Here is a 23,052-nt window from a genome sequence, read left to right as displayed (position 1 = left end):
GGAGCGCACTCGACCCGTCAGGCCACGACGACGACGTGCAGGGTGCGTGGGCCGTGGACGCCCTCGACCCGGTCGAGCTCGATGTCGCTGGTCGCGCTCGGCCCGCTGATCCAGGTGAGCGGCCGGGCCGGGTCGAGCAGGGCGACCGCGTCGGGCACGTCGGCGACAACCTGGTCCTCCCGCACGACGCACACGTGCCGGTCGGGCACCAGCGAGATCGCCCGTCGGCCCTGGTCGTCGGCGTGGTCGAGCACGATCGTGCCGGTCTCGGCGATGCCGACCCGCGCCGCGGTGACGACGGCGCCGATCGCGTCGAGCTCGGCGGCGGACAGGTCGTCGTCCGCGACCGAGCCGGGGACGGCGAGGTCGAGACCGGGGGGTACGACGACCGACAGTCCGGCCACGGCATCGGCCACCACCGACGCCAGCTCGGCGGCCGAGCACCGCGTCACGGTCGCGCGGTAGTCCTCGACCCGCTCGCAGAACAGCGCGACGAGGTCGGCCACCGGGGTGATCCGCGGCGGCGCGGGCACGGCCACGGCCGGCGACACGTCGGCCAGCGCCGACCGGACGCGGCCGAGGATCTCGGACCGGGCGTCACTCATGACGGCCCCCGTCGGTCCGTGCCCACCACGCACGGAACGACTCCGCCGGTGGCGCGGGCAGGTCGCGGGCGCTGGTCCACGCGGCACCCGGGCCGGGGAGGCGGCCGACGGCCGGACGGCCGCCGGGCAGCGCCGTACGCCCGAAGCGGGCGACGACCCGGCCCGCCAGCCCGGAGCCCTTCTCGGCCCAGGCGAGGCGACGGGCGTCGGAGAAGGCGTACGCCGCGGCGCGCATCGCCACCGCCTCCGCCTTCGGCACCCGGTCGCCGCGGTGGCTGTCGACGACCGCCGCGCGCTGGTCCACCAGCACCGACGGGATGTCGATCATCACCGGGCACACCTCGAAGCAGGCGCCGCACAGCGAGGAGGCGTAGGGCAGCGAGGCGGTCTGCTCGTCGGAGACGCCATTCAGCAGCGGGTTGAGGATCGCGCCGATCGGGCCGGGGTAGACCGAGCCGTAGGCGTGGCCGCCGACGCGCTCGTAGACCGGACAGACGTTGAGGCAGGCCGAGCAGCGGATGCAGCGGAGTGCCTGTCGGCCGACGTCGTCGGCAAGCGCGCGGGTGCGGCCGTTGTCGAGCAGCACGACGTGGACCTCCTGCGGCCCGTCGCCGGGCGTGACGCCGGTCCAGGTGGAGGTGTAGGGGTTCATCCGCTCGCCGGTCGAGGAGCGGGGGAGCAGTCGCAGCAGGGGGTCGAGGTCGGCCCACGTCGGCACCACCTTCTCGATCCCGACGACGCTGACGAGCACCTCCGGCAGCGTCAGGCACATCCGGCCGTTGCCCTCGGACTCGACGACCACGAGGGTGCCGGTCTCGGCGACGGCGAAGTTGGCGCCGGACACGGCGACCTTCGCCCGCAGGAACTTCTCGCGCAGGTGCTCGCGCGCGGCGCCCGCGAGGACCGACGGCTCGTCGGTGAGGTCGGCGGGTGCGGGACGGCCCACGTCGCCCATCCGGCGCAGGAAGATCTCGCGGATCTCGGCCCGGTTGCGGTGGATCGCGGGGACCAGGATGTGCGAGGGCTGGTCACCGCCGAGCTGCACGATCAGCTCGGCCAGGTCGGTCTCCCAGGCGGCGATGCCCTCTGCCTCGAGGGCCTCGTTGAGGCCGATCTCCTGGGTCGCCATCGACTTGACCTTGACGACCTCGTCGACCTCGTGGGAGCGAGCGACGGCCGCGACGATCGCGTTGGCCTCGGCCGCGTCACGGGCCCAGTGGACCGTCGCGCCGGCGGCGATGAGAGACGTCTCGAGCGTCTCGAGGTGGGTGGCGAGGTCGCGCAGCGCGGCCTCCTTCACCGCCGCACCGGCGACGCGGAGCTCCTCCCAGTCCTCGACCTCGGCCACGACGCGGGCGCGCTTGTCGCGGATGGTGCGCGTCGCGTGCGCGAGGTTGTGGCGCAGTTGCGTGTCCCCGAGCGCGGCACGGGCCGCGGTGGGGAAGGGCGGCATCCCGACGAACGTGCTCATGCCGTCGCCGCCAGGATCTCGGCGAGGTGCATGGTCCGGACGCCGCTGCGCTGGCGCGAGAGCGTGCCGCCGATGTGCATCAGGCAGGAGTTGTCGCCGGCGACCAGCACCTCGGCGCCGGTGTCGCGCACGTGCCGCGCCTTGTCGGTGCCCATCGCGATCGAGGTGTCGGCGTTCTTGACCGCGAAGGTCCCGCCGAAGCCGCAGCACTCCTCGGCGCCCGGCAGGTCGACGAGGGTGATCCCCCGGACCTGCTCGAGCAGCTGCCGCGGCCGGTCGCCGACGCCGAGCATCCGCAGGCTGTGACAGGTCGGGTGGTAGGTCACGCGGTGCGGGAAGTAGGCACCGACGTCCGTCACGCCCAGCACGTCGACGAGGAACTCCGTCAGCTCGTAGGTCCTCGGACCCGCCCCGGGCTCGCAGGGGGCCAGTGGCTTCGGTCTCCGCCACCGCGTCGATCAGGGCGGGATCGCCCGAGCGGCGGGCGACGATCCCGTGCTGGTGGCGGGCGGAGCCGGCGCACGAGCCGGACGGCGTGACGATGGCGTCGTAGCCCGCGAACGCGTCGACGAAGGTGCGCACCACGGGCACCGCCTCGTCGAGGTAGCCGGTGTTGACCATCGGCTGCGCGCAGCAGGTCTGGGCCGCGGGGAACTCCACGTCGACCCCGAGCCGGCGCAGCAGCGTGACCACGGCCTTGCCCGTGTCGGGGAACATCGCGTCGTTGACGCACGTGACCATCAGGGCGACCTTCATGCTCCCATCCTCGCCGATCGCGCTCGCGGCGCGAACGTCCTCAGGTCGTGGGTACGCCGCACGAGGTCACGCAGCACGTCCAGCCCGCCGTCGACGGCGCCGGCCGCACGGGCCTGCACCAGCACGTTGCCCAGCGCGGTCGCCTCCACCGGCCCGGCCACCACGGGCACACCGGCCCGGTCGGCGATCGCCTGGCAGAGCAGGGCGTTCTGGCTGCCGCCGCCGACCACGTGGACCTGGCGGACGTCGCGGCCGACCAGCGATCCGGCGGTGGCCAGCGCAGCGGCGTACGCCACCGCCAGGCTCTCGACGATGCTGCGCACCAGGCTCGCGTCGTCGACCGGCGCGACCACGTCGTGCTCCGCGCACCAGGCGGCGATGCGCGCGGGCATGTCGCCCGGCGGGACGAAGCGCGGGTCCTGCACGTCGAAGAGCGGCACCTCGGCCGTCACGTCGGCGGCCGCCTCGAGCAGCGGGCCGAGGTCGCTGCGGCCCCACGTGCGCAGGGTCTCGCTGAGCAGCCAGGTGCCCATCACGTTGGTGAGGAGCCGGATGGTGCCGTCGACGCCGCCCTCGTGGGTGAAGTTGGCCTCGCGCGCCGCATCGGTGAGGACCGGGGTGTCGACCTCGAGGCCGACGAGGCCCCAGGTGCCGAGGGAGAGGTACGCCGCACCCGGACCATCGAGGGGAGCGCCGACGACGGCGGACGCCGTGTCGTGCGACCCCACCGCGACGACGGGGACGCCCGGGGCGCCGACCGCCTCAGCGACCGGCGGCAGCAGGGTGCCGATGGTCGTCCCGGGGTCGACGAGGTCGGGGAACAGGGCGCGCGGCAGGCCCACCGCCTCGATCAGGCCCTCGTCCCACTCCCGGCTGGTCACCGACAGCAGCCCGGTGGTCGAGGCGTTGGTGCGCTCGGCCACCTGCCGGCCCGTGAGCCAGAACGCCACCAGGTCAGGGACGAGCAGCAGCCGGTCGGCCAGGTCGGTCCAGTCGTCGGCGGCGAGCTGGTGGATCGTGTTGAACGGGAGGAACTGCAAGCCGGTGCGCGCGTAGAGCTCGGCGGCCGGGACGCGCTCGTGGACGAGAGCTGGACCGGCCGCGTTGCGGGCCTCGTCGCGATAGTGGAACGGCGTCCCGAGCAGCCGGCCGTCGCGCAGCAGGCCGTAGTCGACCGCCCACGAGTCGATGCCGATGCTGGCCAGCCCGCCGGGCGCGGCACTCGCCGCGGCCCGCAGCCCGTCGAGGGACTGGCGGTAGAGGTCGAGCACGTCCCAGTGCAGCCCGTCGGGCGTGCGGACCGGCCCGTTGGCGAACCGCGCCACCGCCGACAGCGCGAGGCGCGACGGCCCGACCTCCCCGAGCATCACCCGTCCGCTGGACGCACCGAGGTCCACGGCGGCGACGTGGACGGGTTTCGAGGCTCGCTGCGCTCGCACCTCAACCACCGACCCGGGCCTGCGCTCGCACCTCAACCACCGACCCGGGCCTGCGCTCGCACCTCGACCACCTAGACCACCGACTATCGCAGGAAGGCCGCGGCGACGCCCGCGTCCACCGGGATGTGCAGGCCGGTGGTGTGGGTCATGTTCGGACCGACGAGTGCGAAGACCGCGTTGGCGCAGTGCTCGGGCAGCACCTCGCGCTTGAGCAGCGTGCGCTGGGCGTAGAACTCGCCGAGGTCCTCCTCGTCGACGCCGTAGACCGCCGCGCGCTGGGCGCCCCAGCCGCCGGCGAAGATGCCCGAGCCGCGGACCACGCCGTCGGGGTTGACCCCGTTGACCTTCACCCCGTGCTCACCGAGCTCGGCGGCGAGCAGCCGCACCTGGTGGGCCTGGTCGGCCTTCACCGCGGAGTAGGCGATGTTGTTGGGTCCGGCGAAGACGGAGTTCTTCGAGGAGATGTAGACGATGTCGCCGCCGAGGCCCTGGTCGATCAGCACCCGCGCGGCGGCGCGGGAGACGAGGAACGAGCCCTTGGCCATCACGTCGTGCTGGAGGTCCCAGTCGGCGACGGTGGTTTCGAGCAGCGACTTCGACAGCGAGAGCCCGGCGTTGTTGACGACGAGGTCGAGGCCGCCGAAGGCCAGCACCGCGGCGTCGACCATGGCCTGCACCTGCGCCTCGTCGGACACGTCGCCCTGCACGCCGACGGCGACGTCGGTGCCCCCGATCTCGGCGGCCGCGGCCTGCGCCTTCTCCAGCGACAGGTCGGCGATCACCACGCACGCGCCCTCGGCGGCGAGCTTGGTGGCGATTGCCCTGCCGATGCCGCTGGCCGCACCGGTGACCAGCGCGATCCGCGTGGCGAGCGGCTTGGGAGCGGGCATCCGCTGGAGCTTGGCCTCCTCGAGCGCCCAGTACTCGATGCGGAACTTCTCCGCCTCGTCGATCGGGGCGTACGTCGAGACGCCCTCGGCGCCGCGCATCACGTTGATGGCGTTGACGTAGAACTCGCCGGCCACGCGCGCGGTCTGCTTGTCCTTGCCGAAGCTGAACATCCCGACGCCCGGCACCAGCACGATCAGCGGGTCGGCACCGCGGATGGCCGGCGACTCGGGGGTGGCGTTGCGGTCGTAGTAGCCCTGGTAGTCGTCGCGGTAGGCCGTGTGCAGCTCGCGCAGGCGGGCCACCGACTCCTCGACACCCGCGTCGGCGGGCAGGTCGAGCACGAGCGGCTTGACCTTCGTGCGCAGGAAGTGGTCGGGGCAGCTCGTGCCGAGGGCCGCGAGGCGGGGGTGCTCGGTCGCGGCGAGGAAGTCGAGCACCTCGGCCGAGTCGGTGAAGTGACCCACCATCGGACGGTCCTGCGAGGCGATGCTGCGGATCGTCGGCGCCAGCGCGGCGGCCTTCTCGCGGCGGGCGTCGGGGTCGAGTGCGGCGTACCCGCTCAGCGGCGGACCGAACGGCTCGGGCTTCGAGTGCGCGGCGAGGTAGGCGGCGGCGGTCTCGATGATCCACAGCGAGTTCTGCTCCGACTCCTCGCTGGTCTCGCCCCACGCCGTGATGCCGTGGCCACCGAGGATGCAGCCGACCGCCTGCGGGTTGGCGGCCTTGATCTCCGCGATGTCCAGGCCCAGCTGGAAGCCGGGCCGGCGCCACGGGACCCACACCACCGTGTCGCCGTACACCTCCTTGGTCAGCGCCTCGCCGTCCGCGGCCGTCGCGATGGCGATGCCCGAGTCGGGGTGGAGGTGGTCGACGTGCGGGGAGTCGACGAGCCCGTGCATGGCGGTGTCGATCGACGGAGCGGCGCCGCCCTTGCCGTGCAGGCAGTAGTCGAACGCCGCCACCATCTCGTCCTCGCGGTCGAGACCGGGATAGACGTCCACGAGCGCGCGCATCCGGTCGAGGCGCAGCACCGCGAGCCCGGCGGAGGTGAGGGTGCCGAGGTCGCCGCCGGAGCCCTTGACCCACACCAGCTCGACGTCCTCGCCGGTGACCGGGTCGGTCTCGGTGCCCTTGGCGGAGGTGTTGCCGCCGGCGTAGTTGGTGTTCTTCGGGTCCGCACCGAGCCGGTTGGAGCGCTCGACGAGCGCGGCCACGGCGGGGTTGAGGTCACTCACGGTGTTGTCCTTCGTGTCTGTACGGCGGGGGTACGGCGGGTGGTGGGGTGTCAGTTCCAGCCGGCCTGGTGGCCGCCGACGCGCTCCTCGGCGAGCCGGGCCTGGTGGCCGCTGGCGCGGTAGGCGGCCATCGGGTCGCCGGGCAGGCCGCGCTCCTCGCGCCAGCCGGCCAGGTCGGCGCGGACGTCGGTGTAGAACGCGTCCATGAAGACCTGGTTGGCGGCCAGGACGTCGCCCTCGGTGCGGGCCGCGTCGAGCGCGGCGGTGTCGAGCAGCAGCGCGCGGGCGACCATCTCCTGCACGTTGAGCACCGAGCGGATCTGGCCGGGGATCTTGTCCTCGACGTTGTGGCACTGGTCGAGCATCAGGGCGACGTCGCTGTCGTCGTCGAGACCGCCGCCGCGCACCACCTCGGTGATGATCCGGAACAGCTGGAACGGGTCGGCCGCGCCGACGATCAGGTCGTCGTCGGCGTAGAAGCGGCTGTTGAAGTCGAACGAGCCCAGCTTCCCGAGCCGCAGCAGCTGCATGACGATGAACTCGATGTTGGTGCCCGGGGCGTGGTGGCCGGTGTCGAGGCACACGACCGCGCGCTCGCCGAGGGCCAGGCACTGCACCAGCGACGTGCCCCAGTCGGGGACGTCGGTGTGGTAGAACGCCGGCTCGAAGAACTTGTACTCGAGCACGAGGCGCTGGTCCTCGCCGAGCTGGTCGTAGATCGTGGAGAGGCCCTCGGCCAGCCAGTCCTGACGGGCGCGCATGTCGGCCTGGCCGGGGTAGTTGGTGCCGTCGGCGAGCCAGATCTTGAGGTCGCGCGACCCGGTCTGACCCATCACCTCGATGCAGTCGAGGTTGTGCTGCACGGCCTTGGCGCGGATCGCCGAATCGGCGTTGGTGAGGCTGCCGAGCTTGTAGTCGTCGTCCTGGAAGGTGTTGGAGTTGATCGTGCCCAGCCCGACGCCGAGGTCGCCGGCGTAGGTCGCGAGCTCCTTGAAGTCGTCGACGAGGTCCCACGGGATGTGCAGCGCGACGGTCGGCGCCAGCCCGGTGAGCTCGTGCACCTTCGCGGCGTCGGCGACCTTCTCCTGCACGGTGCGGGGGGTGCCGGGGGAGCCGAACACCTTGAAGCGGGTGCCGGAGTTGCCGTAGGCCCACGACGGGACCTCGATGGCCAGGCGCTCGAGCCGGCCGGTGATGTCGGAGAAGCTGGTCATGACGGGTCCTTGGTGGAAGGCGTGCGATCGGTCCGGGCGAGCTGGTCCTCGAGGTGGAAGACCTCGCGCAGCTGGAGGAAGCCCTGGTCCGGCGGTGCGTCCAGGTCTTCGAAGAAGGGGGCCATCTCGGCCTGCCAGCGGGCGTTGACGTCGGTGGCGTCCATGCCCGCCCGGGCGGCGTCGAGGTCGGGCGTCTCGAGGTAGCCGACGAGCAGTCCGTCGGTGTCGAGGAACAGCGAGTAGTTGTGCCAGCCCGTCGCGTGCAGCGCCTCGAGCATCTCCGGCCAGACGGCGGCGTGCCGTGCGGCGTACTCCTCCAGACGGTCCGGGCGGACCTGGAGGCGGAAGCAGACGCGGGGCATGACGGACCTTTCGAGGGAGTACGGCGAGGTGGTGCCCCGGACCCGGCGGCGGCTGGAGGCCGCCGGGTCCGGAGACGTGGTGACGACCTAGAAGTCGAAGTCGTCGATGTTGTCGGCGTCGTAGACGAACGGGTCGCCGAGCAGGACCGCGCCGTCGGCGCCGACCTCGTAGGAGCCCAGGTCGCCGGCCTCGAAGGAGTCGCCCTCCTCGCCGGTGATGTCGCCGTCGGCCAGCGCCTTCGCGGCGTAGGCCGCGAGGTAGCCGAGGTCGGCCGGGTTCCACAGCGCGAACGACGTGACGGTGCCGTCCTTGACGTAGTCACGCATCTGGTTGGGCGTCCCGAGACCGGTCAGCGCGACCTTGCCCTTGAACTCCGAGCTCGACAGGTAGCGGGCGGCGGCGGCCACGCCGACCGTGGTCGGGGAGATGATGCCCTTGAGGTTCGGGTGGTCCGAGAGCAGCGCCGCGGTCTTGTCGAACGAGGTCTGGTCGTCGTCGTCGCCGTACACCGTGTCGACGAGCTTGACGTCCGGGTGGTCGGCCTCGAGCTGCTCCTCCATGAGCTTGATCCAGGCGTTCTGGTTGGTCGCGTTGGCCGCGGCCGAGAGGATCGCGATCTCGCCGGAGTCGCCGATCTGCTCGGTGATCAGGTCGACCTGCACCTTGGCGATGCCCTCGGCGGTGGCCTGGTTGATGAACAGGTCGCGGCAGTCGGGGCTGGTGTCGGAGTCGAAGGTGACGACCTTGGTGCCGGCGTCGCGGGCGGCGTTGATGGAGTCGCAGAGCGCGGTCGGGTCGTTGGCGGAGATCACCAGCGCGTTGATGCCCTGCTGGGCGGCGGTGTCGATGAAGGGCACCTGCGCATCGGGGGCCGCAGCATCGGGGCCGACCTCGTCGTAGGTCCCGTCGAACTCGCCGACGGCCTTCTCGCCACCGGCGTCGCTGGTCTCGAAGTAGGGGTTGCCGAGGTTCTTGGGCAGGAAGGTGACCGTGGTGGCGCTGCTCTCGCTGCCACCGTCGCCGGCCGCGGGGCTCTCCTCGTCCTTGTTGCCACAGGCAGCCAGGCTCATCGAGGCCACCAGGGCCACCGCCGTCACTGCGGCGAAACGCGTTCCGCGTGTCTTCATTGCGTTACCTTTCGGGGTTCTCGCCGGAGGTCGGCGTGGTGGTCGGCTGGGCAGCCGTTGCCTTCTGCCGCGGACGCAGGGAGGCGCCGAGCTCCCGGAGTCGTGGCAGGAAGTTGGAGGACACGACCGAGGCCACGAGGAGCAGGCCGATGATGATCGTGATGGTCTCGGAGCCCTGGCCGAGCAGCCGCAGCGAGCTCGAGAGGACACCGATGAGAAGGACGCCGGCGATGACGCCGTGGATCGCGCCCCGCCCGCCGAAGATGCTGACGCCGCCGAGCAGGACCGCTGCGATGACCTGGAGCTCGACGCCGGTGCCGGTGTCGATGGCCACCGAGTTGGAGCGCATCAGGGCGTAGACCCCGGCGAACGCGGAGACCGCGCCGGAGAGCGTGAACAGGATCAGCTTGGTGCGCGGGACGTTGACGCCGGAGAAGTGGGCCGCCTCGTCGTTGAGGCCGATCTCGACGATGCCGCGACCGAACGAGGTGAAGTGCAGCAGCAGCGCGAAGGCGATCGCCATCACCACGATCGGGATGACCACCACGGGCAGCGGGCTGTCGCCGATGTGCGTGGTGGCGAGGTCCTGCCACTTCGCGGGGAAGTCGCTGACCTGCTTGGTCTTGATGATGCCCTCGACCAGCCCGCGGTAGAGCGCGAGCGTGCCGATGGTGACCGCCAGCGACGGCAGGCCCGCGTAGGCGACGAGCGCGCCGTTCAGGGCGCCGAGCAGGCACCCGACGAGGATCGCGATCACCGCCGCGGCCGGCACGGAGAGCCCGCCGTCCTTGACCAGCACGCCGGTCACCGCGGCACTGACTGCCAGCGTGCTCGACACGGACAGGTCGATCTCGCCGGTGACGATGATCAGGGTCATCGGCAGCGCGATCATCAGGATCGTCGCGTTGTCGCGCAGCAGGTTGAACATCGTCAGCGGCTGGTCGAAGTAGGCCACGTTGAACCAGGACCAGGCGTAGACGACCAGCAGTCCGAGGACGACCGCCATCTCGCGGGTCAGCAGCACGCGGCGGGCGAGTCCGTGGGCGTGGGCCGGGTAGGTGCGCGACTGCTGGGCCGGCGGCCTCGTCATGGTCGTCATGCGTCGTCCCTTGCTTCGATCAGGTGGCGGGCCCGCCGTGCGGACAGGTAGCGGTCGAGGCAGATCGAGCCGAGGATCAGCGCGCCGACGACGGCTCCCTGCCAGTACTCCGAGATGCCGAGGATGGGCAGCGCCCGGTTGATGGTGATGAGCAGGAAGGCCCCGATCGCCGCGCCCCAGACCGTGCCCGAGCCGCCGAAGATCGCGACCCCGCCGATCACCACGGCCGCGACGGCCTGGAGCTCGATGCCGGAGCCGGTCCCGCTGTACGCCGTGGCGTAGCGCGCCGCCGTGACGGCACCGGCCAGCCCGGCGAGGGCGCCGCAGAGCACGAACGCCGTGATGACGCGACGCGCGACGGGGAGGCCGTAGAGCGTGGCGGCGTCGGGGTCGGAGCCGATGGCGTAGAGCTCGCGGCCACCACGCGCCGTACGCAGGTAGTAGCCGACGGCGACCAGCACGACGAGACCGATGATCGTCAGCACGGGGATCCCGAGCACCTGCTGGGTGCCGAGGCGCTCGAAGCCGGCCGGGAAGTCGCCGGCCGTGATCCGGTTGGCGCCGGCGACGTTCTTGAGGACGCCGCGGAAGACGTACATCGTGCCGAGGGTGATCACCAGGGCCGGCACGCGGAAGAAGGCGACGAGCAGGCCGTTGACGAGGCCGAGCCCGGCGCCGACCACGACGCAGATCACGAAGACGACGAGGACCGAGCGCTCCTGGTCGGCGGAGAACAGGCTGCCGCACACGTAGGCGGAGATGCCGAGCGTCGAGCCCACCGACAGGTCGACGTTGCGGGTGACGATCACGACCATCTGCCCGATTGCCAGCAGCAGCAGGACGCTCGGGCTGAGCAGCAGGTCGCGGAACCCGTCGCTGCCGGTGAGGAAGCTGGGTCGCCGGGCGGTGGTCGCCGCGACCAGGGCGACGAGCACGATCGCGATCGCCAGCTCGCGCGAGCCGAGCACGGCCCGCAGGGCACGCTGGCCCCGCGACTGCTGGGACGGCGCGACGAGGACGTCGGGGGTCTGTTCAGTCGTGCTCACGCTGCGGGCTCCTCGTCGCCGGCCGAGCGGGTCGCCGCGGCCATCACGTTCTCGGGGGTGGCGTCGGCGCGCGCGATGTCGGCGGTGATCCGCCCCTCGCACACGACCAGCACGCGGTCGGCCATGCCGAGCACCTCGGGCAGCTCGCTCGAGATCATCAGGATCGCCAGGCCCTTGCCGGCCAGCTCGGAGAGCAGCCGGTGCACCTCCGCCTTGGTGCCGACGTCGATGCCGCGGGTGGGCTCGTCGATGATGAGCAGCCGCGGCTCGGTGGCCAGCCACTTGGCGATGACGACCTTCTGCTGGTTGCCGCCGCTCATCGTGGTGGCGGGCATGTCGAGCGCGTTGGTCTTGACCTCGAGACGGCTCGCCCAGGGTTGTACGGCGCTGTTCTCGGCCGCCGTCGTGAGCAGCCCGGCCCGGGTGAGCCCGCTACGGATCACGCTCGCGATGTTGCGCCCGACCGAGCCGTCGACGACCAGCCCCTGCTGGCGGCGGTCCTCGGGCACGAAGGCGATGCCGGCGCGGATCGCCGCGCGCGGGTTGCGCCGGGCGACGGCGTTGCCGTCGACGGTGACCGACCCCGCGTCGTACGCGTCGATCCCGAAGATCGCCCGGGCGATCTCGCTGCGCCCGGCCCCGACGAGGCCGGCCAGTCCGACGATCTCGCCGGCGCGGACCGAGAAGGTGACGTCGTGGAACTCGCCCGCGGTGGTGAGGCCCGCGACATCGAGGACGACGTCGCCGATCTCGGCCTCGGTCTTGGGGAAGAGGTCGGCGACCTCGCGGCCGACCATCTGCGACACGATCTGGGCCTCGGTGGTCTCGGCCGTGGGGACGGTGGCGATGTAGGCGCCGTCGCGCATCACGGTCACGGCGTCGCACAGCGCGAACACCTCGTCGAAGCGGTGCGAGATGAAGACCAGCGCGCGACCCTCGTCGCGCAGGCTGCGGGCCACCGCGAAGAGCCGGGCGACCTCGTTGCCGCTCAGCGCCGCGGTCGGCTCGTCCATGATCAACAGCCGCGCGTCGAGGGAGATGGCCTTGGCGATCTCGATGATCTGCTGGTCGGCGATCGACAGGCCCAGGGCCGGGCGACGGGGGTCGATGTCGACGCCGAGCCGGGTGAAGAGCGCGCGCGTCTCGGCGATCATCGCCGCCCGGTCGATGCGACCGCCGCGCGCCATCGGCTGGCGGCCCATGAAGATGTTCTCGGTCACCGAGAGGTCGGGGAAGAGCGTCGGCTCCTGGTAGATCACGGCGATCCCGGCGGCCTTGGACTCGGCGGTGGAGTCGAAGTCGACGGACTCGCCGCCGAGCGCGAGGACGCCGCCGTCGCGGCGGTAGACGCCGGCGACGATCTTGACCAGCGTCGACTTGCCCGCACCGTTCTCGCCGACGAGGGCGTGGATGGATCCGGCGTCGACCCGCAGGCTGCCGGAGCGCAGCGCCTGCACGGCCCCGAACGACTTCGAGACGTCGCGCAGCTCGAGCACCGGGGTGGCGTCGGTGGGCGGCATGGGGGAGCTCCTAGATTGAAAGGTTTCAACGGACCGTACGTGAGGACCGTCACAAACGTCAAGCACCCACCACGAAGTCGTGTCGTAGGGTGCCGTTGACCGTTTCAACCCGAGACCCTCGAGGAGGTGCCGTGCCGCGCTCCTCCGTCAAGGACGTCGCCGCCGCCGCGGGTGTCTCGCTCGGCACGGTGAGCAACGTCCTCAACCGTCCCGACCGCGTCTCGCCGGCGACCCGGGCGCGGGTCGAGCAGGCGATGGCCGACCTCGGGTTCGTCCGCAACGAGTCGGCCCGCCAGCTGCGCGCGGGAACGAGCCGCACCCTCGCCTACGTCCTGCTCGACGCGACCAACCCGTTCTTCACCGACGTCGCCGCCGGCATCGAGGAGCGGGCGGAGGCGGCCGACCTGTCGCTGTTCATGTGCAACAGCAGCAACAGCGCCGCACGGGAGAAGGGCTACCTCGACCACCTCGCCGAGCAGCGCGTGCAGGGCATCCTCGTCACGCCCGTCGACCCCGAGTCGCCGACCCTCGACGAGGTCATCCAGCGAGGCATCCCGCTCGTGGTCGTCGACCGCACGCGGTCGCGCCCCGGCGTGTGCTCGGTCTCGGTCGACGACGAGCTCGGCGGCCGCCTCGCCGTGGAGCACCTCGTCGACCGGGGCCACCAGCGGGTGGCGTACGTCGGGGGGCCGGCCACGATCGGCCAGGTGCGCGACCGTTGGGTCGGCGCGGTCGGGGCCTGGCGCGAGACGGGCCTGCCCGAGGCCGACCTCGTGCAGATGGCGACCGCCGCGCTCACGGTCGAGGAGGGGCGCCGCGCTGGGGAGCGGATGCTGGGACTGCCGACCCGACGCCGCCCGACCGCCGCCTTCTGCGCCAACGACCTGCTCGCCCTCGGCCTGCTCCAGCACCTGATCACCAGCGGCCGCCGGGTGCCCGAGGACCTCGCGATCGTCGGCTACGACGACATCGACTTCGCGGCGGCCGCTGCCGTCCCCCTCTCCTCCGTCCGCCAGCCGCGCCAGCTCCTGGGCGCCCGGGCCGCCGAGCTCCTGCTCGACGAGACGGCCAACCCCGCCCACCAGCACGAGCGGGTGGTCTTCACCCCCGAGCTGGTGGCGCGCACCTCGACCCTCGGATAGCCGCCCTGCGCGGCAGTGCTCGCGAGTCAAGGCCCGATCCCGTGAGCAACACCACCTGAGACCGCGGTGGGCACCGAGTCCCTCCGTGTAGTTTTCGCCTCAGTCCAGCCGCCCATCAGGAGGCACCTGTGCGCATCGGCATCCCCCGCGAGTCCCGTCAGGGAGAGACCCTCGTGGCAGCCACCACCGTCACCGCCGCCCAGCTCGAGTCGCTCGGGTACGAGGTCGTCGTCGAGGCCGGGGCCGGTGTCGCGGCCGACCAGACCGACGAGGCCTTCGCGGCCGCCGGCATCCGGGTGACCGACGCCGAGGAGGTGTGGACCAGCGACGTCGTCATCAAGGTCAACGCCCCGACCGCCGACGAGATCTGGAAGCTTCGACAGGGCGCGACGATCGTGTCGCTGATGGCGCCGGGCCGCAGCCCCAAGCTGATCGAGCAGCTCCAGGCGCAGCGCGTGACGGGCCTCGCGATGGACGCCGTGCCGCGCATCTCCCGCGCGCAGGCGATGGACGTGCTCTCCAGCATGGCCAACGTCGCGGGCTACCGCGCCGTGATCGAGGCGGCCCACGAGTTCGGCCGCCAGTTCACCGGTCAGGTCACCGCCGCCGGCAAGGTCCCGCCCGCGCGGGTCTTCGTCGTCGGGGCCGGGGTCGCCGGCCTCGCAGCCATCGGCGCGGCGGGCGCGATGGGTGCGGTCGTGCGCGCCTTCGACGTGCGTCCCGAGGTGGCCGAGCAGGTCGAGTCCCTCGGCGGGCAGTTCGTCACCGTCGACATGGAGCAGGAGGTCTCCTCCGACGGCTACGCCAAGGAGATGACCGCCGAGCAGGAGGCGGCGACGGCCGCGATGTACGACGAGGAGGCCCGCAACGCGGACATCGTCATCACCACCGCGCTGATCCCCGGACGCCCGGCCCCGCAGCTGATCACCGCCGACACCGTGGCCCACATGAAGACCGGCTCCGTGGTCGTCGACATGGCCGCGGCCAACGGCGGCAACGTCGCCCTGACGCAGGCCGACGAGAAGGTCGTGACCGACAACCTCGTCACGATCCTGGGCTACACCGACCTCGCGGGTCGCCTCGCCGCGCAGACCAGCCAGCTGTACGGCACCAACATCGTCAACCTGTTCAAGCTGCTCACCCCGGGCAAGGACGGCGAGCTGGTCCTCGACCACGAGGACGTCGTGCAGCGCGGGATCACGGTCACCCAGGACGGCGAGTCACTGTGGCCGCCGCCGCCCGTGCAGGTCAGCGCGGCCCCGGCGGCGCCCGCCGCGCCGGTCGCCCGCCCGGCGCCCGTGGAGAAGCCGCCCGCCGACCCGCGCCGCAAGGTCTACGCGGCGGCGCTGGGGGCTGTCCTGTTCGCCCTCGCTGCGGCGTACGCCCCGCCGAGCTTCCTGGGGCACTTCACCGTGTTCGCGCTGGCGATCTTCGTCGGCTACTACGTCATCTCGAACGTCGCGCACGCGCTGCACACGCCACTGATGGCCGAGACCAACGCCATCTCCGGGATCATCCTGGTCGGCGGCATCCTGCAGGTCGGCAGCGACAACCCCGTGATCACGACGCTCGCGCTGGTGGCGGTGCTCGTGGCGAGCATCAACATCTTCGGTGGCTTCCTGGTGACCGCCCGCATGCTCCAGATGTTCCGGAAGGACTGAGCGCCACCGATGAACGACCTCCTGACCTCCGACCGGCTGCCGGGGCTGATCCAGGCCGCCTACATCCTCGCCGCGATCCTCTTCATCCTCGCGCTGGGTGGGCTCTCCAAGCACGAGACCGCGCGCCGCGGCAACACCTTCGGCATGGCCGGCATGGGGCTCGCGCTCGGCGCGACGCTGGTGCTCGCGGCCCGCAACAGCCAGTACGGCGACCAGCGACCGCTCGCCGTGACGCTGGTCATGGTCGTCGTGGCCATGGCGATCGGCGCCGTGATCGGCGCCTGGCGTGCGCGCACCGTCGAGATGACCGGGATGCCCGAGCTGGTCGCGATCCTGCACAGCTTCGTCGGCCTGGCCGCGGTGCTGGTGGGCTTCAACTCCTACCTCGAGGCCGACCACCTGTCGGGCTCGATCGGGACGATCCACGACGTCGAGGTCTTCCTCGGGGTCTTCATCGGCGCCGTGACGTTCACCGGCTCGATCGTGGCCTTCCTCAAGCTCAGCGCGCGGATGAAGTCGACGCCGTTCGCGCTTCCGGGCCGCCACCTGCTCAACCTCGGCATCCTGCTCGCCTCGGCCGCGCTGCTCGCGTGGTTCGTGCCGGCCGAGGGCGACCTCGGTCTCGTGCCGCTGATCCTCATGACCGCGCTCGCGCTGCTGCTCGGCTTCCACCTCGTGGCGGCCATCGGCGGCGGCGACATGCCGGTCGTGGTGTCGATGCTCAACTCCTACTCCGGCTGGGCCGCGGCGGCCGCCGGCTTCATGCTCGACAACGACCTGCTGATCATCGTCGGGTCCCTCGTCGGCTCCTCCGGTGCGATCCTCAGCTACATCATGTGCACGGCGATGAACCGCTCGTTCGTCAGCGTCATCGCCGGCGGCTTCGGCTCCGACGGCGCCGTCAGCGGCGAGGAGCGCGACTACGGCGAGCACCGCGAGGTGCAGGCCGACGAGGTCGCCGAGCTGCTGGCCGACGCGAAGTCCGTGGTGATCACGCCGGGCTACGGCATGGCGGTCGCGCAGGCGCAGTATCCCGTCGCCGAGATGACCAAGAAGCTGCGCGACAAGGGCGTCGACGTGCGCTTCGGCATCCACCCCGTCGCCGGCCGGCTGCCCGGGCACATGAACGTCCTGCTCGCCGAGGCCAAGGTGCCCTACGACATCGTGCTCGAGATGGACGAGATCAACGAGGACTTCCCCGACACCGACGTGGTGCTGGTGATCGGCGCCAACGACACCGTCAACCCTGCCGCGCTGGAGGAGCCGGGCTCACCGATCGCCGGCATGCCGGTGCTCGAGGTCTGGAACGCCAGGGACGTGATCGTCTTCAAGCGCTCGATGGCCACCGGCTACGCCGGCGTCCAGAACCCGCTGTTCTTCAAGGACAACAGCCGCATGCTCTTCGGCGACGCCAAGGACCGCGTCGACGACATCGTGCGGGCCTTGGGCTGACGCCGTACGCCCCGCTGCTCTTTCGCCGGCAGCGGTGCGTGAGCCACCTTCCTGGGCGCGGGAAGGTGGCTGGGCCACCGCCCGGGGTGGCGGATCGCGTGTCGGCCTCCCGCGGCGGTGCGTCAGCCACCTTCCTGGGCGCGGGAAGGTGGCTGGGCCACCGCCCGGACGACGGATCGGGCGTACGGCGCGGGGACCGTCGTCACCCAGGCAGGGCCCGCGCGTAGCGGGCGGCCAGGTCGCGCACGTGCTCGACCAGCTCGGCCGGGGCCTCGACGTGGAAGTCGAGGCCGAGCATCCCGATCCACACGGCGACGATCTCGAGGCTGTCCGCGCCGGTCACCAGCACGCAGTGGTCGTCGTCGACCGTCTCGACCACGCCCACCGCCGGGTTGATCCGGGCCAGCACCTCCTCGGCCGAGCCGTCGACGAGGATCCGCGCGTGCACCTGCCAGCCGGTGGACGCCACCTGCCGCAGCACGAAGGCCGAGTAGTCGCCGTCCTCCAGGGGGCGCCAGTCGAACCGACTCGCGCCGGGGACGCGCAGCCGCATCCAGTCGGCCCGGAACGCCTGCCAGTCGCCGGTCGGTCGCTCGCGGGCCACGACGTACCACCGCTGGTGCCAGCTCACCAAGCGGTAGGGATCGGCCTCGATGCGCTCGTCCTCGCGGTAGTGGAACCGCAGGCCGGTGCGGTCGCGGATGGCCGAGGCCAGGTCGACCAGCAGCTGCGCGTCGACCTCGGGGTCGACGACGTTGGTGCCGGTGTTGGCCGGTCCGACGTCGGTGGTCTCCTGCAGGGCGCGCACGCGGCGCCGCAGCCGCTCGGGCAGGGTGCGCTCGAGCTTGGCGAGCGCGGCCTGACCGGTGGCCGCGAGTCCGGGGATCGCGGCGTCGACGGTGCCGAGACCGAGCGCGACGGCGACGGCCTCGTCGTCGTCGAGGAGCAGCGGAGGCAGCTGCCCCTGCGTGCCGAGCCGGTAGCCGCCGTGGCGACCCCGCACCGCGTCGATCGGGTAGCCGAGCTCGCGCAGGCGCGCGACGTCCTTGCGCACCGTCCGGGTGTCGACGTCCAGCCGCTCGGCCAGGGCGGTGCCGGTCCACGAGGGTCTGCTCTGGAGCAGCCCGAGCAGGGCGAGCAGGCGGGCGGACGTACCCAGCACGGTTGGCTCCTGACTCCGTCGGAAATACAGGCTCGTCATGGACCTGTATCGACCCTAGCGTTGCCCACATGACGACTCACGAGAACACCTCGACCATCACGCCCTTCCACGTCGCCGTCCCGGACGCCGACCTCGACGACCTGCGTCGTCGCCTCGCAGGCACCCGCTTCGCCGACCAGCTCCCGGGCGACGGGTGGGACCAGGGCACCCCGGTCGACCACCTCCGCGCGACGGTCGAGGCCTGGCGCGACTTCGACTGGCGCGCGACCGAGGCGCGGCTCAACGCCCACCCGCAGTTCCGCACCGAGATCGACGGCCAGACCATCCACTTCCTTCACGTCCGTTCACCGCACGAGGACGCGACGCCGTTGCTGCTCACCCACACCTACCCGGGCTCCGTGCTCGACTTCCTCGACGTGATCGACGCGTTGACCGACCCGACGACCCACGGCGCGGACGCGGCCGACGCCTTCCACCTGGTGATCCCGAGCCTGCCGGGCATGGGGTTCAGCACGCCGCTGTCCGACGGGGGCTGGACGACCGCACGGACCGCGCGGGCGTTCGACACCCTCATGCGCGCGCTCGGCTACGAGTCCTACGGCGCCCACGGCTCCGACGGCGGCGCGATGGTCTCCCGCGAGCTGGCGGCGCAGGGCGTGGCCGGCTTCCTGGGCGCCCACGTGCTCCAGCTGTTCTCCTTCCCGTCCGGCGACCCGGCCGAGTTCGAGCGCATGACCCCCGCCGACTACGCGGCGCTGGAGTTCGCCGGCTGGTTCCAGGGCGTCAACGGCTACGCCGACCTCAACGCCAAGCGACCGCTGACCATCGCGGCCGCCCTCAGCGACTCACCGGTCGGCCAGCTGGCCTACAACGAGCTCTTCTGGAACTTCGGCAACGGCACCAGCCTTGTCACCCAGGAGCAGGTGCTGGCCCAGGCCAGCCTGATGTGGCTGACGAACACCTCCGCCGGCGCCACCCGCTTCCACTACACCGAGAAGTCCGTCGAGCCGCAGGTCAACCACGGGCCGATCGGCGTGGCGGTGTTCGCCGACGACTTCCGGTCGATGCGACCGTTCGCGGAGCGCGACAACACCGACATCGTGTCGTGGACCGAGCACCCGCGGGGCGGGCACTTCGCGGCGATGGAGGTGCCCGACGAGCTGGTCGCCGTCGTCCGGGACTTCTACCGGGACCGGACCGCCCGATAGGGCCGGCGAGGCGCCGTACACCCGGACTTCCCGGGCGAGTCTCGAACTTCGTGTGGCTTGCATGCCCCGGGATGTTCGGGTTTCCCCGGCTAGCCGGGGAAACCCGAGGCGGGTCGTGAACCCAGCCCCGCTCAGCCGACGCCCATCCCCACGAGAGAGCCGATCAGATAGGTCACGCCCATCGCGAGGAGCCCGCCCGCCACGTTGCGGGCGATCGCGCGCACCCGCGGGCTGAGGCTGAGCCGGGCGCTGACGAAGCCGGTGAGGGCGAGGGCGACCACGACGGTCAGCACGGTGACGACGATCCGCGCGCCCGCCGGGACCAGCACGACGCACAGGAGCGGCAGCAGGGAGCCGAGGGTGAACGAGAGCATCGAGGCCCAAGCGGCGTGCCACGGGTTGGTCAGGTCGTCCGGGTCGATCCCGAACTCGATGTCGGCGTGGGCGCCGAGCGCGTCGTGCGCGGTCAGCTGGGCGGCGACCTGGGTGGCGAGCTCGGCGTCGAGCCCCTTCTCCTCGTACATCCTCGCGAGCTCGCGCTCCTCGGTCTCGGGCATCGCCTCGAGCTCGCGCGCCTCGAGGCGCAGGATCGACTTCTCGGAGTCGCGCTGGGTGCTGACCGAGACGTACTCGCCCGTCCCCATGCTCATCGCGCCCGCCACCAGGCCGGCGACGCCGGCGATCAGCAGGGCGGACCGGTCGCTGGTCGCGCCGGCGACACCCATCACGATGCCGGCGGTCGACACGATGCCGTCGTTGGCGCCGAGCACCGCCGCCCGGAGGGCGTTGAGCCGGTTGCCGCTCGCCGCGTCCACCTGCTCGTGCCAGTGCTGAGGGTCCGTGTCCGTTCCGATCTCGAGGCTCATGCACGTGCTCGCTTCGCTCCGCGCGCGCATGAGGCACCGGTGGCACTGTGCTGATTTGTTCGCTCGCTGCGCTCGTTCACGCGTCCAGCCTTCCCCGCCGCGGCGCCGTCCGCAACGAAGGTGAGGCTAGGCAGACAGCGGGAACGTCGCCCGCACCTCGTGCCGCGGACCACGCCGCGGCCCCTCGCCGAGGTGCGACTCGACGAGCGCCATCTCGGACACCTGCCACGTCGGTCCGGCGTAGGTGTCGAGCAGCCGCACCCACCGCGTCACGTTGGCGGGCCGACCCAGGCGGGCGAGCGTGACATGCGCCCGGAAGCGCTGGCCGTCGACGGCGACGCCCGCCGTCGACGCGGCACGCCGAGACGCCGCGGCGAGGTCGTCGAACGAGCCCTCCAGCCCGGCGACGAGCACCTTCGCCCGGTCGGGGTCGGGGAACGCGCCGCCACCCACGATCCTCGTGTCGTACGCCGCGTGCTTCCCGGCCGCCGACTCCAACCGCTCGCACAGCGACTCGAAGGCCTGCTCGGGCACGTGCGCGGCGAACGCGAGCGTCACGTGGAAGCTGTGGGACGGCGCCCACCGCCAGCGTCCATCAGAGGCAGCGGCGGCGCTGCGACGTACGGACAGGAAGTCGTCGAGGTCCTCGACGGCCTCCTCCGGCGGGATCACCGCCACGAACATCCGGCTCATGGCACCCGGGCTCACTGGAACCCGAGGTCACGCCCGATCAGCATCTTCATGATCTCGTTGGACCCGGCCCAGATCTTCGAGACCCGGGCGTCGCGCCAGGCGCGGGCCACGCGGTACTCGTTCATGTAGCCGTAGCCGCCGTGCAGCTGGACGCAGTGGTCGAGGACCTCGTTCTGGACCTGCGAGGTCCACCACTTCGCCTTCGCGGCGTCGACCGCCGTGAGCTCCTGGCGGGTGTGCTTCATGACGCACTGGTCGACGTAGGCCTGCGTCACCTCGATCTGCGTGACGAGCTCGGCCATCAGGAACGAGTTGTGCTGGAAGCTGCCGATCGGCTGGCCGAAGGCCTTGCGGTCCTTGGCGTACTGGATCGTCTCCTCGAGGATCTGCGCGGCGTGCGCGAGGTTGGTGATCGCCGAGCCGAGGCGCTCCTGCGGCAGGAACTGCATCATCGAGATGAAGCCGGTGTCGAGCGGACCGACGAGGTCATCGTTGCTGACGCGGACGTCCTCGAACGCGAGCTCGGCCGTGTCGGACTCGTCCTGGCCGACCTTGTCGAGCACGCGCCCGACGGAGAAGCCGGGCAGCGTGGTGTCGACGGCGAACAGCGAGATGCCCTTGGCCTTCTTCTCCGGGCTGGTGCGGGCGGCGACCAGCACGATGTCGGCGGAGCCGCCGTTGGTGATGAAGGTCTTGGAGCCGTTGATGACCCAGTCGTCGCCGTCGCGCACGGCGGTGGTCTTGAGGTTGGCGAGGTCGGAGCCGCCGCCGGGCTCCGTCATGCCGATCGCGGTCAGGATCTCGCCGCTCGCGGCCTTGGGCAGCCAGCGGGCGCGCTGCTCGTCGTTGGTGAGGTGCACGAGGTAGGGCACGGTGATGTCGGCGTGGATGCCGACGCAGGACGGCAGGGTCATGTTGACCTTCGCCAGCTCCTCGGTGAGCACCGCGTTGAAGCGGTAGTCGCCGGCCTCGGAGCCGCCGTACTCCTCCGGGATCTCCAGGCCGAGGAAGCCCTGCTTGCCGGCGGCCAGCCAGAACTCCCTCGACAGGCCGTGGCCCTCGGCGTAGTCGTCCAGGTGCGGGGTGACCTCGCGGTCCAGGAACTCCTTGACGGAGGCGCGGAACGCCTCGTGGTCCTCGTCGTAGATCTCACGGCTCATGCGGCTATGTTACCCGCCAGTTCTGTTCGGGCGACGAGTTAGCGTGCAGTGTGATCAGGAGTACGCCGCTCAGCGCCGTCGCCCTCGTCCTGTCCGTGGTCCTCGGATGGGGCGGAGCCGCCGCCGCGCCGGCAGGGCGGACCGTGCGGACCGCGCCCGCCGACGGCACCCTGACCGAGGCCTCGACCGGCTTCGGCTCACGGCCCCCGGCCTGGCTCGGGGCCCGGGAGCTGCCGACGACCTCGAGCGGGTACGGCGAGGTGCGCCCCACGCCGCCGGCCCTGCGCCACCGCCGGTGGACCCTGCCCGACACGGTGCCAGCGCTGCCGGGGCGCGGGTTCGCCGCGAAGGTCGTCTCGCCGGCGCCCGCCGCGGTGGTCGCCCGGTCGAGCTGGCGGGAGGGCTGCCCGGTCGCGGCGACCGACCTGGCCTGGGTCCGGCTCGTGTTCTGGGGGTTCGACGCCCGGCGCCACACGGGCGAGCTGCTCGTCCACCGCAGCGTCGCCGACGACATCGCCCGCGTGTTCCGCACGCTCTACCGCCAGCGGTTCCCGCAGGAGCAGGTCGGGATCGTGCGCTCCTACGACCCGGACGCCCCGGCCACCGGCGACGGCAACGGGACCGGGTCGTTCGTCTGCCGACCGAGCACCGGGGCGACGTACTTCTCCCAGCATGCCTACGGCCTGGCCATCGACGTCAACACCTTCCAGAACCCGTACGCCAAGGGCGACGTCGTGCTGCCGGAGCTCGCCGGCTCCTACCTCCGGCGCGACGCCGTGAGGCCCGGGATGATCGTGCCCGCGGGGCCGGTCGTCGCGGCGTTCGCGCGCATCGGGTGGGAGTGGGGCGGGGACTGGAACCAGTCCAAGGACTACCAGCACTTCAGCCAGAACGGTCTGTAACCCCTGCGGGTGGGGTCACCCGATCGCGGGTACAGGTAGT

The 23,052-nt window shown here is 71.8% G+C and carries 19 protein-coding genes and 1 pseudogene; 5 read left to right on the top strand and 15 right to left on the bottom strand.

The features are described 5' to 3' along the window. Nucleotides 1-17 precede the first annotated feature (17 nt). The 11 genes and pseudogenes from C7S10_RS04430 to C7S10_RS04380 form a co-directional block, all read right to left on the bottom strand. Complete coding sequence (locus C7S10_RS04430; RefSeq protein ID WP_108343129.1) at nucleotides 18-605, bottom strand: LutC/YkgG family protein; 588 nt, start codon at nucleotides 603-605, stop codon at nucleotides 18-20. Continuing rightward, complete coding sequence (locus tag C7S10_RS04425; RefSeq protein WP_108343128.1) at nucleotides 598-2,076, bottom strand: lactate utilization protein B; 1,479 nt, start codon at nucleotides 2,074-2,076, stop codon at nucleotides 598-600. The genes C7S10_RS04430 and C7S10_RS04425 overlap by 8 nt, the downstream gene beginning before the upstream one ends. Continuing rightward, nucleotides 2,073-2,832: pseudogene (locus C7S10_RS04420) on the bottom strand ((Fe-S)-binding protein). The gene C7S10_RS04425 and the pseudogene C7S10_RS04420 overlap by 4 nt, the downstream one beginning before the upstream one ends. Beyond that, nucleotides 2,829-4,229 (bottom strand): rhamnulokinase, encoded by a 1,401-nt coding sequence (locus C7S10_RS04415; RefSeq protein WP_243395193.1) that lies wholly within the window; start codon nucleotides 4,227-4,229, stop codon nucleotides 2,829-2,831. Before C7S10_RS04415 ends, C7S10_RS04420 begins: the two are co-directional and overlap by 4 nt. Nucleotides 4,230-4,354: 125 nt before the next feature. Next, nucleotides 4,355-6,397 carry a bifunctional aldolase/short-chain dehydrogenase gene (locus tag C7S10_RS04410; RefSeq protein ID WP_108343127.1) on the bottom strand — a complete coding sequence of 681 codons (2,043 nt, stop codon included), beginning with the start codon at nucleotides 6,395-6,397 and terminating at the stop codon, nucleotides 4,355-4,357. 50 nt (nucleotides 6,398-6,447) lie between these two features. Then, a complete protein-coding gene (gene rhaI, locus C7S10_RS04405; RefSeq protein ID WP_108343126.1) occupies nucleotides 6,448-7,611 on the bottom strand; it encodes an L-rhamnose isomerase in 1,164 nt (387 codons plus the stop codon). Next, a complete protein-coding gene (locus tag C7S10_RS04400; protein ID WP_108343125.1) occupies nucleotides 7,608-7,973 on the bottom strand; it encodes an L-rhamnose mutarotase in 366 nt (121 codons plus the stop codon). Before C7S10_RS04400 ends, rhaI begins: the two co-directional genes overlap by 4 nt. Before the next feature lie 87 nt (nucleotides 7,974-8,060). After that, nucleotides 8,061-9,101: a rhamnose ABC transporter substrate-binding protein gene (gene rhaS, locus C7S10_RS04395; RefSeq protein WP_108343124.1), complete on the bottom strand. Its 1,041-nt coding sequence runs from the start codon at nucleotides 9,099-9,101 to the stop codon at nucleotides 8,061-8,063. Nucleotides 9,102-9,105: 4 nt separating this feature from the next. Then, nucleotides 9,106-10,200: an ABC transporter permease gene (locus C7S10_RS04390; protein ID WP_207769220.1), complete on the bottom strand. Its 1,095-nt coding sequence runs from the start codon at nucleotides 10,198-10,200 to the stop codon at nucleotides 9,106-9,108. Next, nucleotides 10,197-11,246 carry an ABC transporter permease gene (locus C7S10_RS04385; RefSeq protein ID WP_207769219.1) on the bottom strand — a complete coding sequence of 350 codons (1,050 nt, stop codon included), beginning with the start codon at nucleotides 11,244-11,246 and terminating at the stop codon, nucleotides 10,197-10,199. The genes C7S10_RS04390 and C7S10_RS04385 overlap by 4 nt, the downstream gene beginning before the upstream one ends. Beyond that, complete coding sequence (locus tag C7S10_RS04380) at nucleotides 11,243-12,766, bottom strand: sugar ABC transporter ATP-binding protein (protein WP_108343123.1); 1,524 nt, start codon at nucleotides 12,764-12,766, stop codon at nucleotides 11,243-11,245. Before C7S10_RS04380 ends, C7S10_RS04385 begins: the two co-directional genes overlap by 4 nt. A 131-nt stretch (nucleotides 12,767-12,897) precedes the next feature. Here C7S10_RS04380 and C7S10_RS04375 point away from each other — a divergent pair, with 131 nt between their 5' ends. The 3 genes from C7S10_RS04375 (at nucleotide 12,898) to pntB (ending at nucleotide 17,021) form a co-directional block, all read left to right on the top strand. Next, on the top strand, nucleotides 12,898-13,908 hold the full coding sequence (locus C7S10_RS04375; protein ID WP_207769218.1) for a LacI family DNA-binding transcriptional regulator: 1,011 nt from the start codon (nucleotides 12,898-12,900) through the stop codon (nucleotides 13,906-13,908). Nucleotides 13,909-14,036: 128 nt separating this feature from the next. Then, nucleotides 14,037-15,569 (top strand): Re/Si-specific NAD(P)(+) transhydrogenase subunit alpha, encoded by a 1,533-nt coding sequence (locus C7S10_RS04370; protein WP_108343122.1) that lies wholly within the window; start codon nucleotides 14,037-14,039, stop codon nucleotides 15,567-15,569. A gap of 9 nt (nucleotides 15,570-15,578) precedes the next feature. Further along, nucleotides 15,579-17,021, top strand: coding sequence for a Re/Si-specific NAD(P)(+) transhydrogenase subunit beta (gene pntB / locus C7S10_RS04365; protein WP_108343121.1), 1,443 nt, complete (start codon nucleotides 15,579-15,581; stop codon nucleotides 17,019-17,021). A 202-nt stretch (nucleotides 17,022-17,223) separates the two neighbouring features. On the opposite strand, the gene C7S10_RS04360 is transcribed toward pntB, so the two are convergent. Continuing rightward, nucleotides 17,224-18,183: a helix-turn-helix transcriptional regulator gene (locus C7S10_RS04360; protein WP_108343120.1), complete on the bottom strand. Its 960-nt coding sequence runs from the start codon at nucleotides 18,181-18,183 to the stop codon at nucleotides 17,224-17,226. A 68-nt stretch (nucleotides 18,184-18,251) separates the two neighbouring features. Between C7S10_RS04360 and C7S10_RS04355 the strand changes: the two genes are divergently transcribed. Then, entirely contained in the window at nucleotides 18,252-19,391 is a 1,140-nt protein-coding gene (locus C7S10_RS04355) for an epoxide hydrolase family protein (protein WP_108343119.1), read from the top strand. Nucleotides 19,392-19,522: 131 nt separating this feature from the next. Here C7S10_RS04355 and C7S10_RS04350 read toward each other — a convergent pair whose 3' ends face one another. The 3 genes from C7S10_RS04350 to C7S10_RS04340 form a co-directional block, all read right to left on the bottom strand. Next, complete coding sequence (locus tag C7S10_RS04350; RefSeq protein ID WP_108343118.1) at nucleotides 19,523-20,257, bottom strand: VIT1/CCC1 transporter family protein; 735 nt, start codon at nucleotides 20,255-20,257, stop codon at nucleotides 19,523-19,525. A gap of 126 nt (nucleotides 20,258-20,383) precedes the next feature. Continuing rightward, the gene (gene thpR, locus C7S10_RS04345) at nucleotides 20,384-20,950 is read right to left on the bottom strand and encodes an RNA 2',3'-cyclic phosphodiesterase (RefSeq protein WP_108343117.1); all 567 of its coding nucleotides are present in this window, start codon (nucleotides 20,948-20,950) and stop codon (nucleotides 20,384-20,386) included. 11 nt (nucleotides 20,951-20,961) lie between these two features. After that, nucleotides 20,962-22,110, bottom strand: a complete 1,149-nt coding sequence (locus tag C7S10_RS04340; RefSeq protein ID WP_108343116.1) for an acyl-CoA dehydrogenase family protein — start codon at nucleotides 22,108-22,110, stop codon at nucleotides 20,962-20,964. A 50-nt stretch (nucleotides 22,111-22,160) separates the two neighbouring features. Here C7S10_RS04340 and C7S10_RS04335 point away from each other — a divergent pair, with 50 nt between their 5' ends. Beyond that, entirely contained in the window at nucleotides 22,161-23,012 is an 852-nt protein-coding gene (locus tag C7S10_RS04335) for a M15 family metallopeptidase (protein ID WP_108343115.1), read from the top strand. Nucleotides 23,013-23,052: the final 40 nt, after the last annotated feature.

Origin of the sequence: Nocardioides currus, from assembly GCF_003057875.1 — a bacterium.
Lineage (GTDB): Bacteria > Actinomycetota > Actinomycetes > Propionibacteriales > Nocardioidaceae > Nocardioides > Nocardioides currus.
The sequence above is the reverse complement of the archived record's forward strand: the minus strand, read 5'-3'. Positions and strand labels throughout refer to the sequence as shown.

Bases quoted from the DNA above. Each gene is read 5' to 3' on its own strand.
- C7S10_RS04350 (WP_108343118.1), bottom strand. From the start codon at position 20,257: ATGAGCCTCGAGATCGGAACGGACACGGACCCTCAGCACTGGCACGAG.
- pntB (WP_108343121.1), top strand. From the start codon at position 15,579: ATGAACGACCTCCTGACCTCCGACCGGCTGCCGGGGCTGATCCAGGCC.
- rhaI (WP_108343126.1), bottom strand. From the start codon at position 7,611: ATGACCAGCTTCTCCGACATCACCGGCCGGCTCGAGCGCCTGGCCATC.
- C7S10_RS04425 (WP_108343128.1), bottom strand. From the start codon at position 2,076: ATGAGCACGTTCGTCGGGATGCCGCCCTTCCCCACCGCGGCCCGTGCC.
- rhaS (WP_108343124.1), bottom strand. From the start codon at position 9,101: ATGAAGACACGCGGAACGCGTTTCGCCGCAGTGACGGCGGTGGCCCTG.
- C7S10_RS04380 (WP_108343123.1), bottom strand. From the start codon at position 12,766: ATGCCGCCCACCGACGCCACCCCGGTGCTCGAGCTGCGCGACGTCTCG.
- C7S10_RS04340 (WP_108343116.1), bottom strand. From the start codon at position 22,110: ATGAGCCGTGAGATCTACGACGAGGACCACGAGGCGTTCCGCGCCTCC.
- C7S10_RS04355 (WP_108343119.1), top strand. From the start codon at position 18,252: ATGACGACTCACGAGAACACCTCGACCATCACGCCCTTCCACGTCGCC.
- C7S10_RS04390 (WP_207769220.1), bottom strand. From the start codon at position 10,200: ATGACGACCATGACGAGGCCGCCGGCCCAGCAGTCGCGCACCTACCCG.
- thpR (WP_108343117.1), bottom strand. From the start codon at position 20,950: ATGAGCCGGATGTTCGTGGCGGTGATCCCGCCGGAGGAGGCCGTCGAG.
- C7S10_RS04400 (WP_108343125.1), bottom strand. From the start codon at position 7,973: ATGCCCCGCGTCTGCTTCCGCCTCCAGGTCCGCCCGGACCGTCTGGAG.
- C7S10_RS04430 (WP_108343129.1), bottom strand. From the start codon at position 605: ATGAGTGACGCCCGGTCCGAGATCCTCGGCCGCGTCCGGTCGGCGCTG.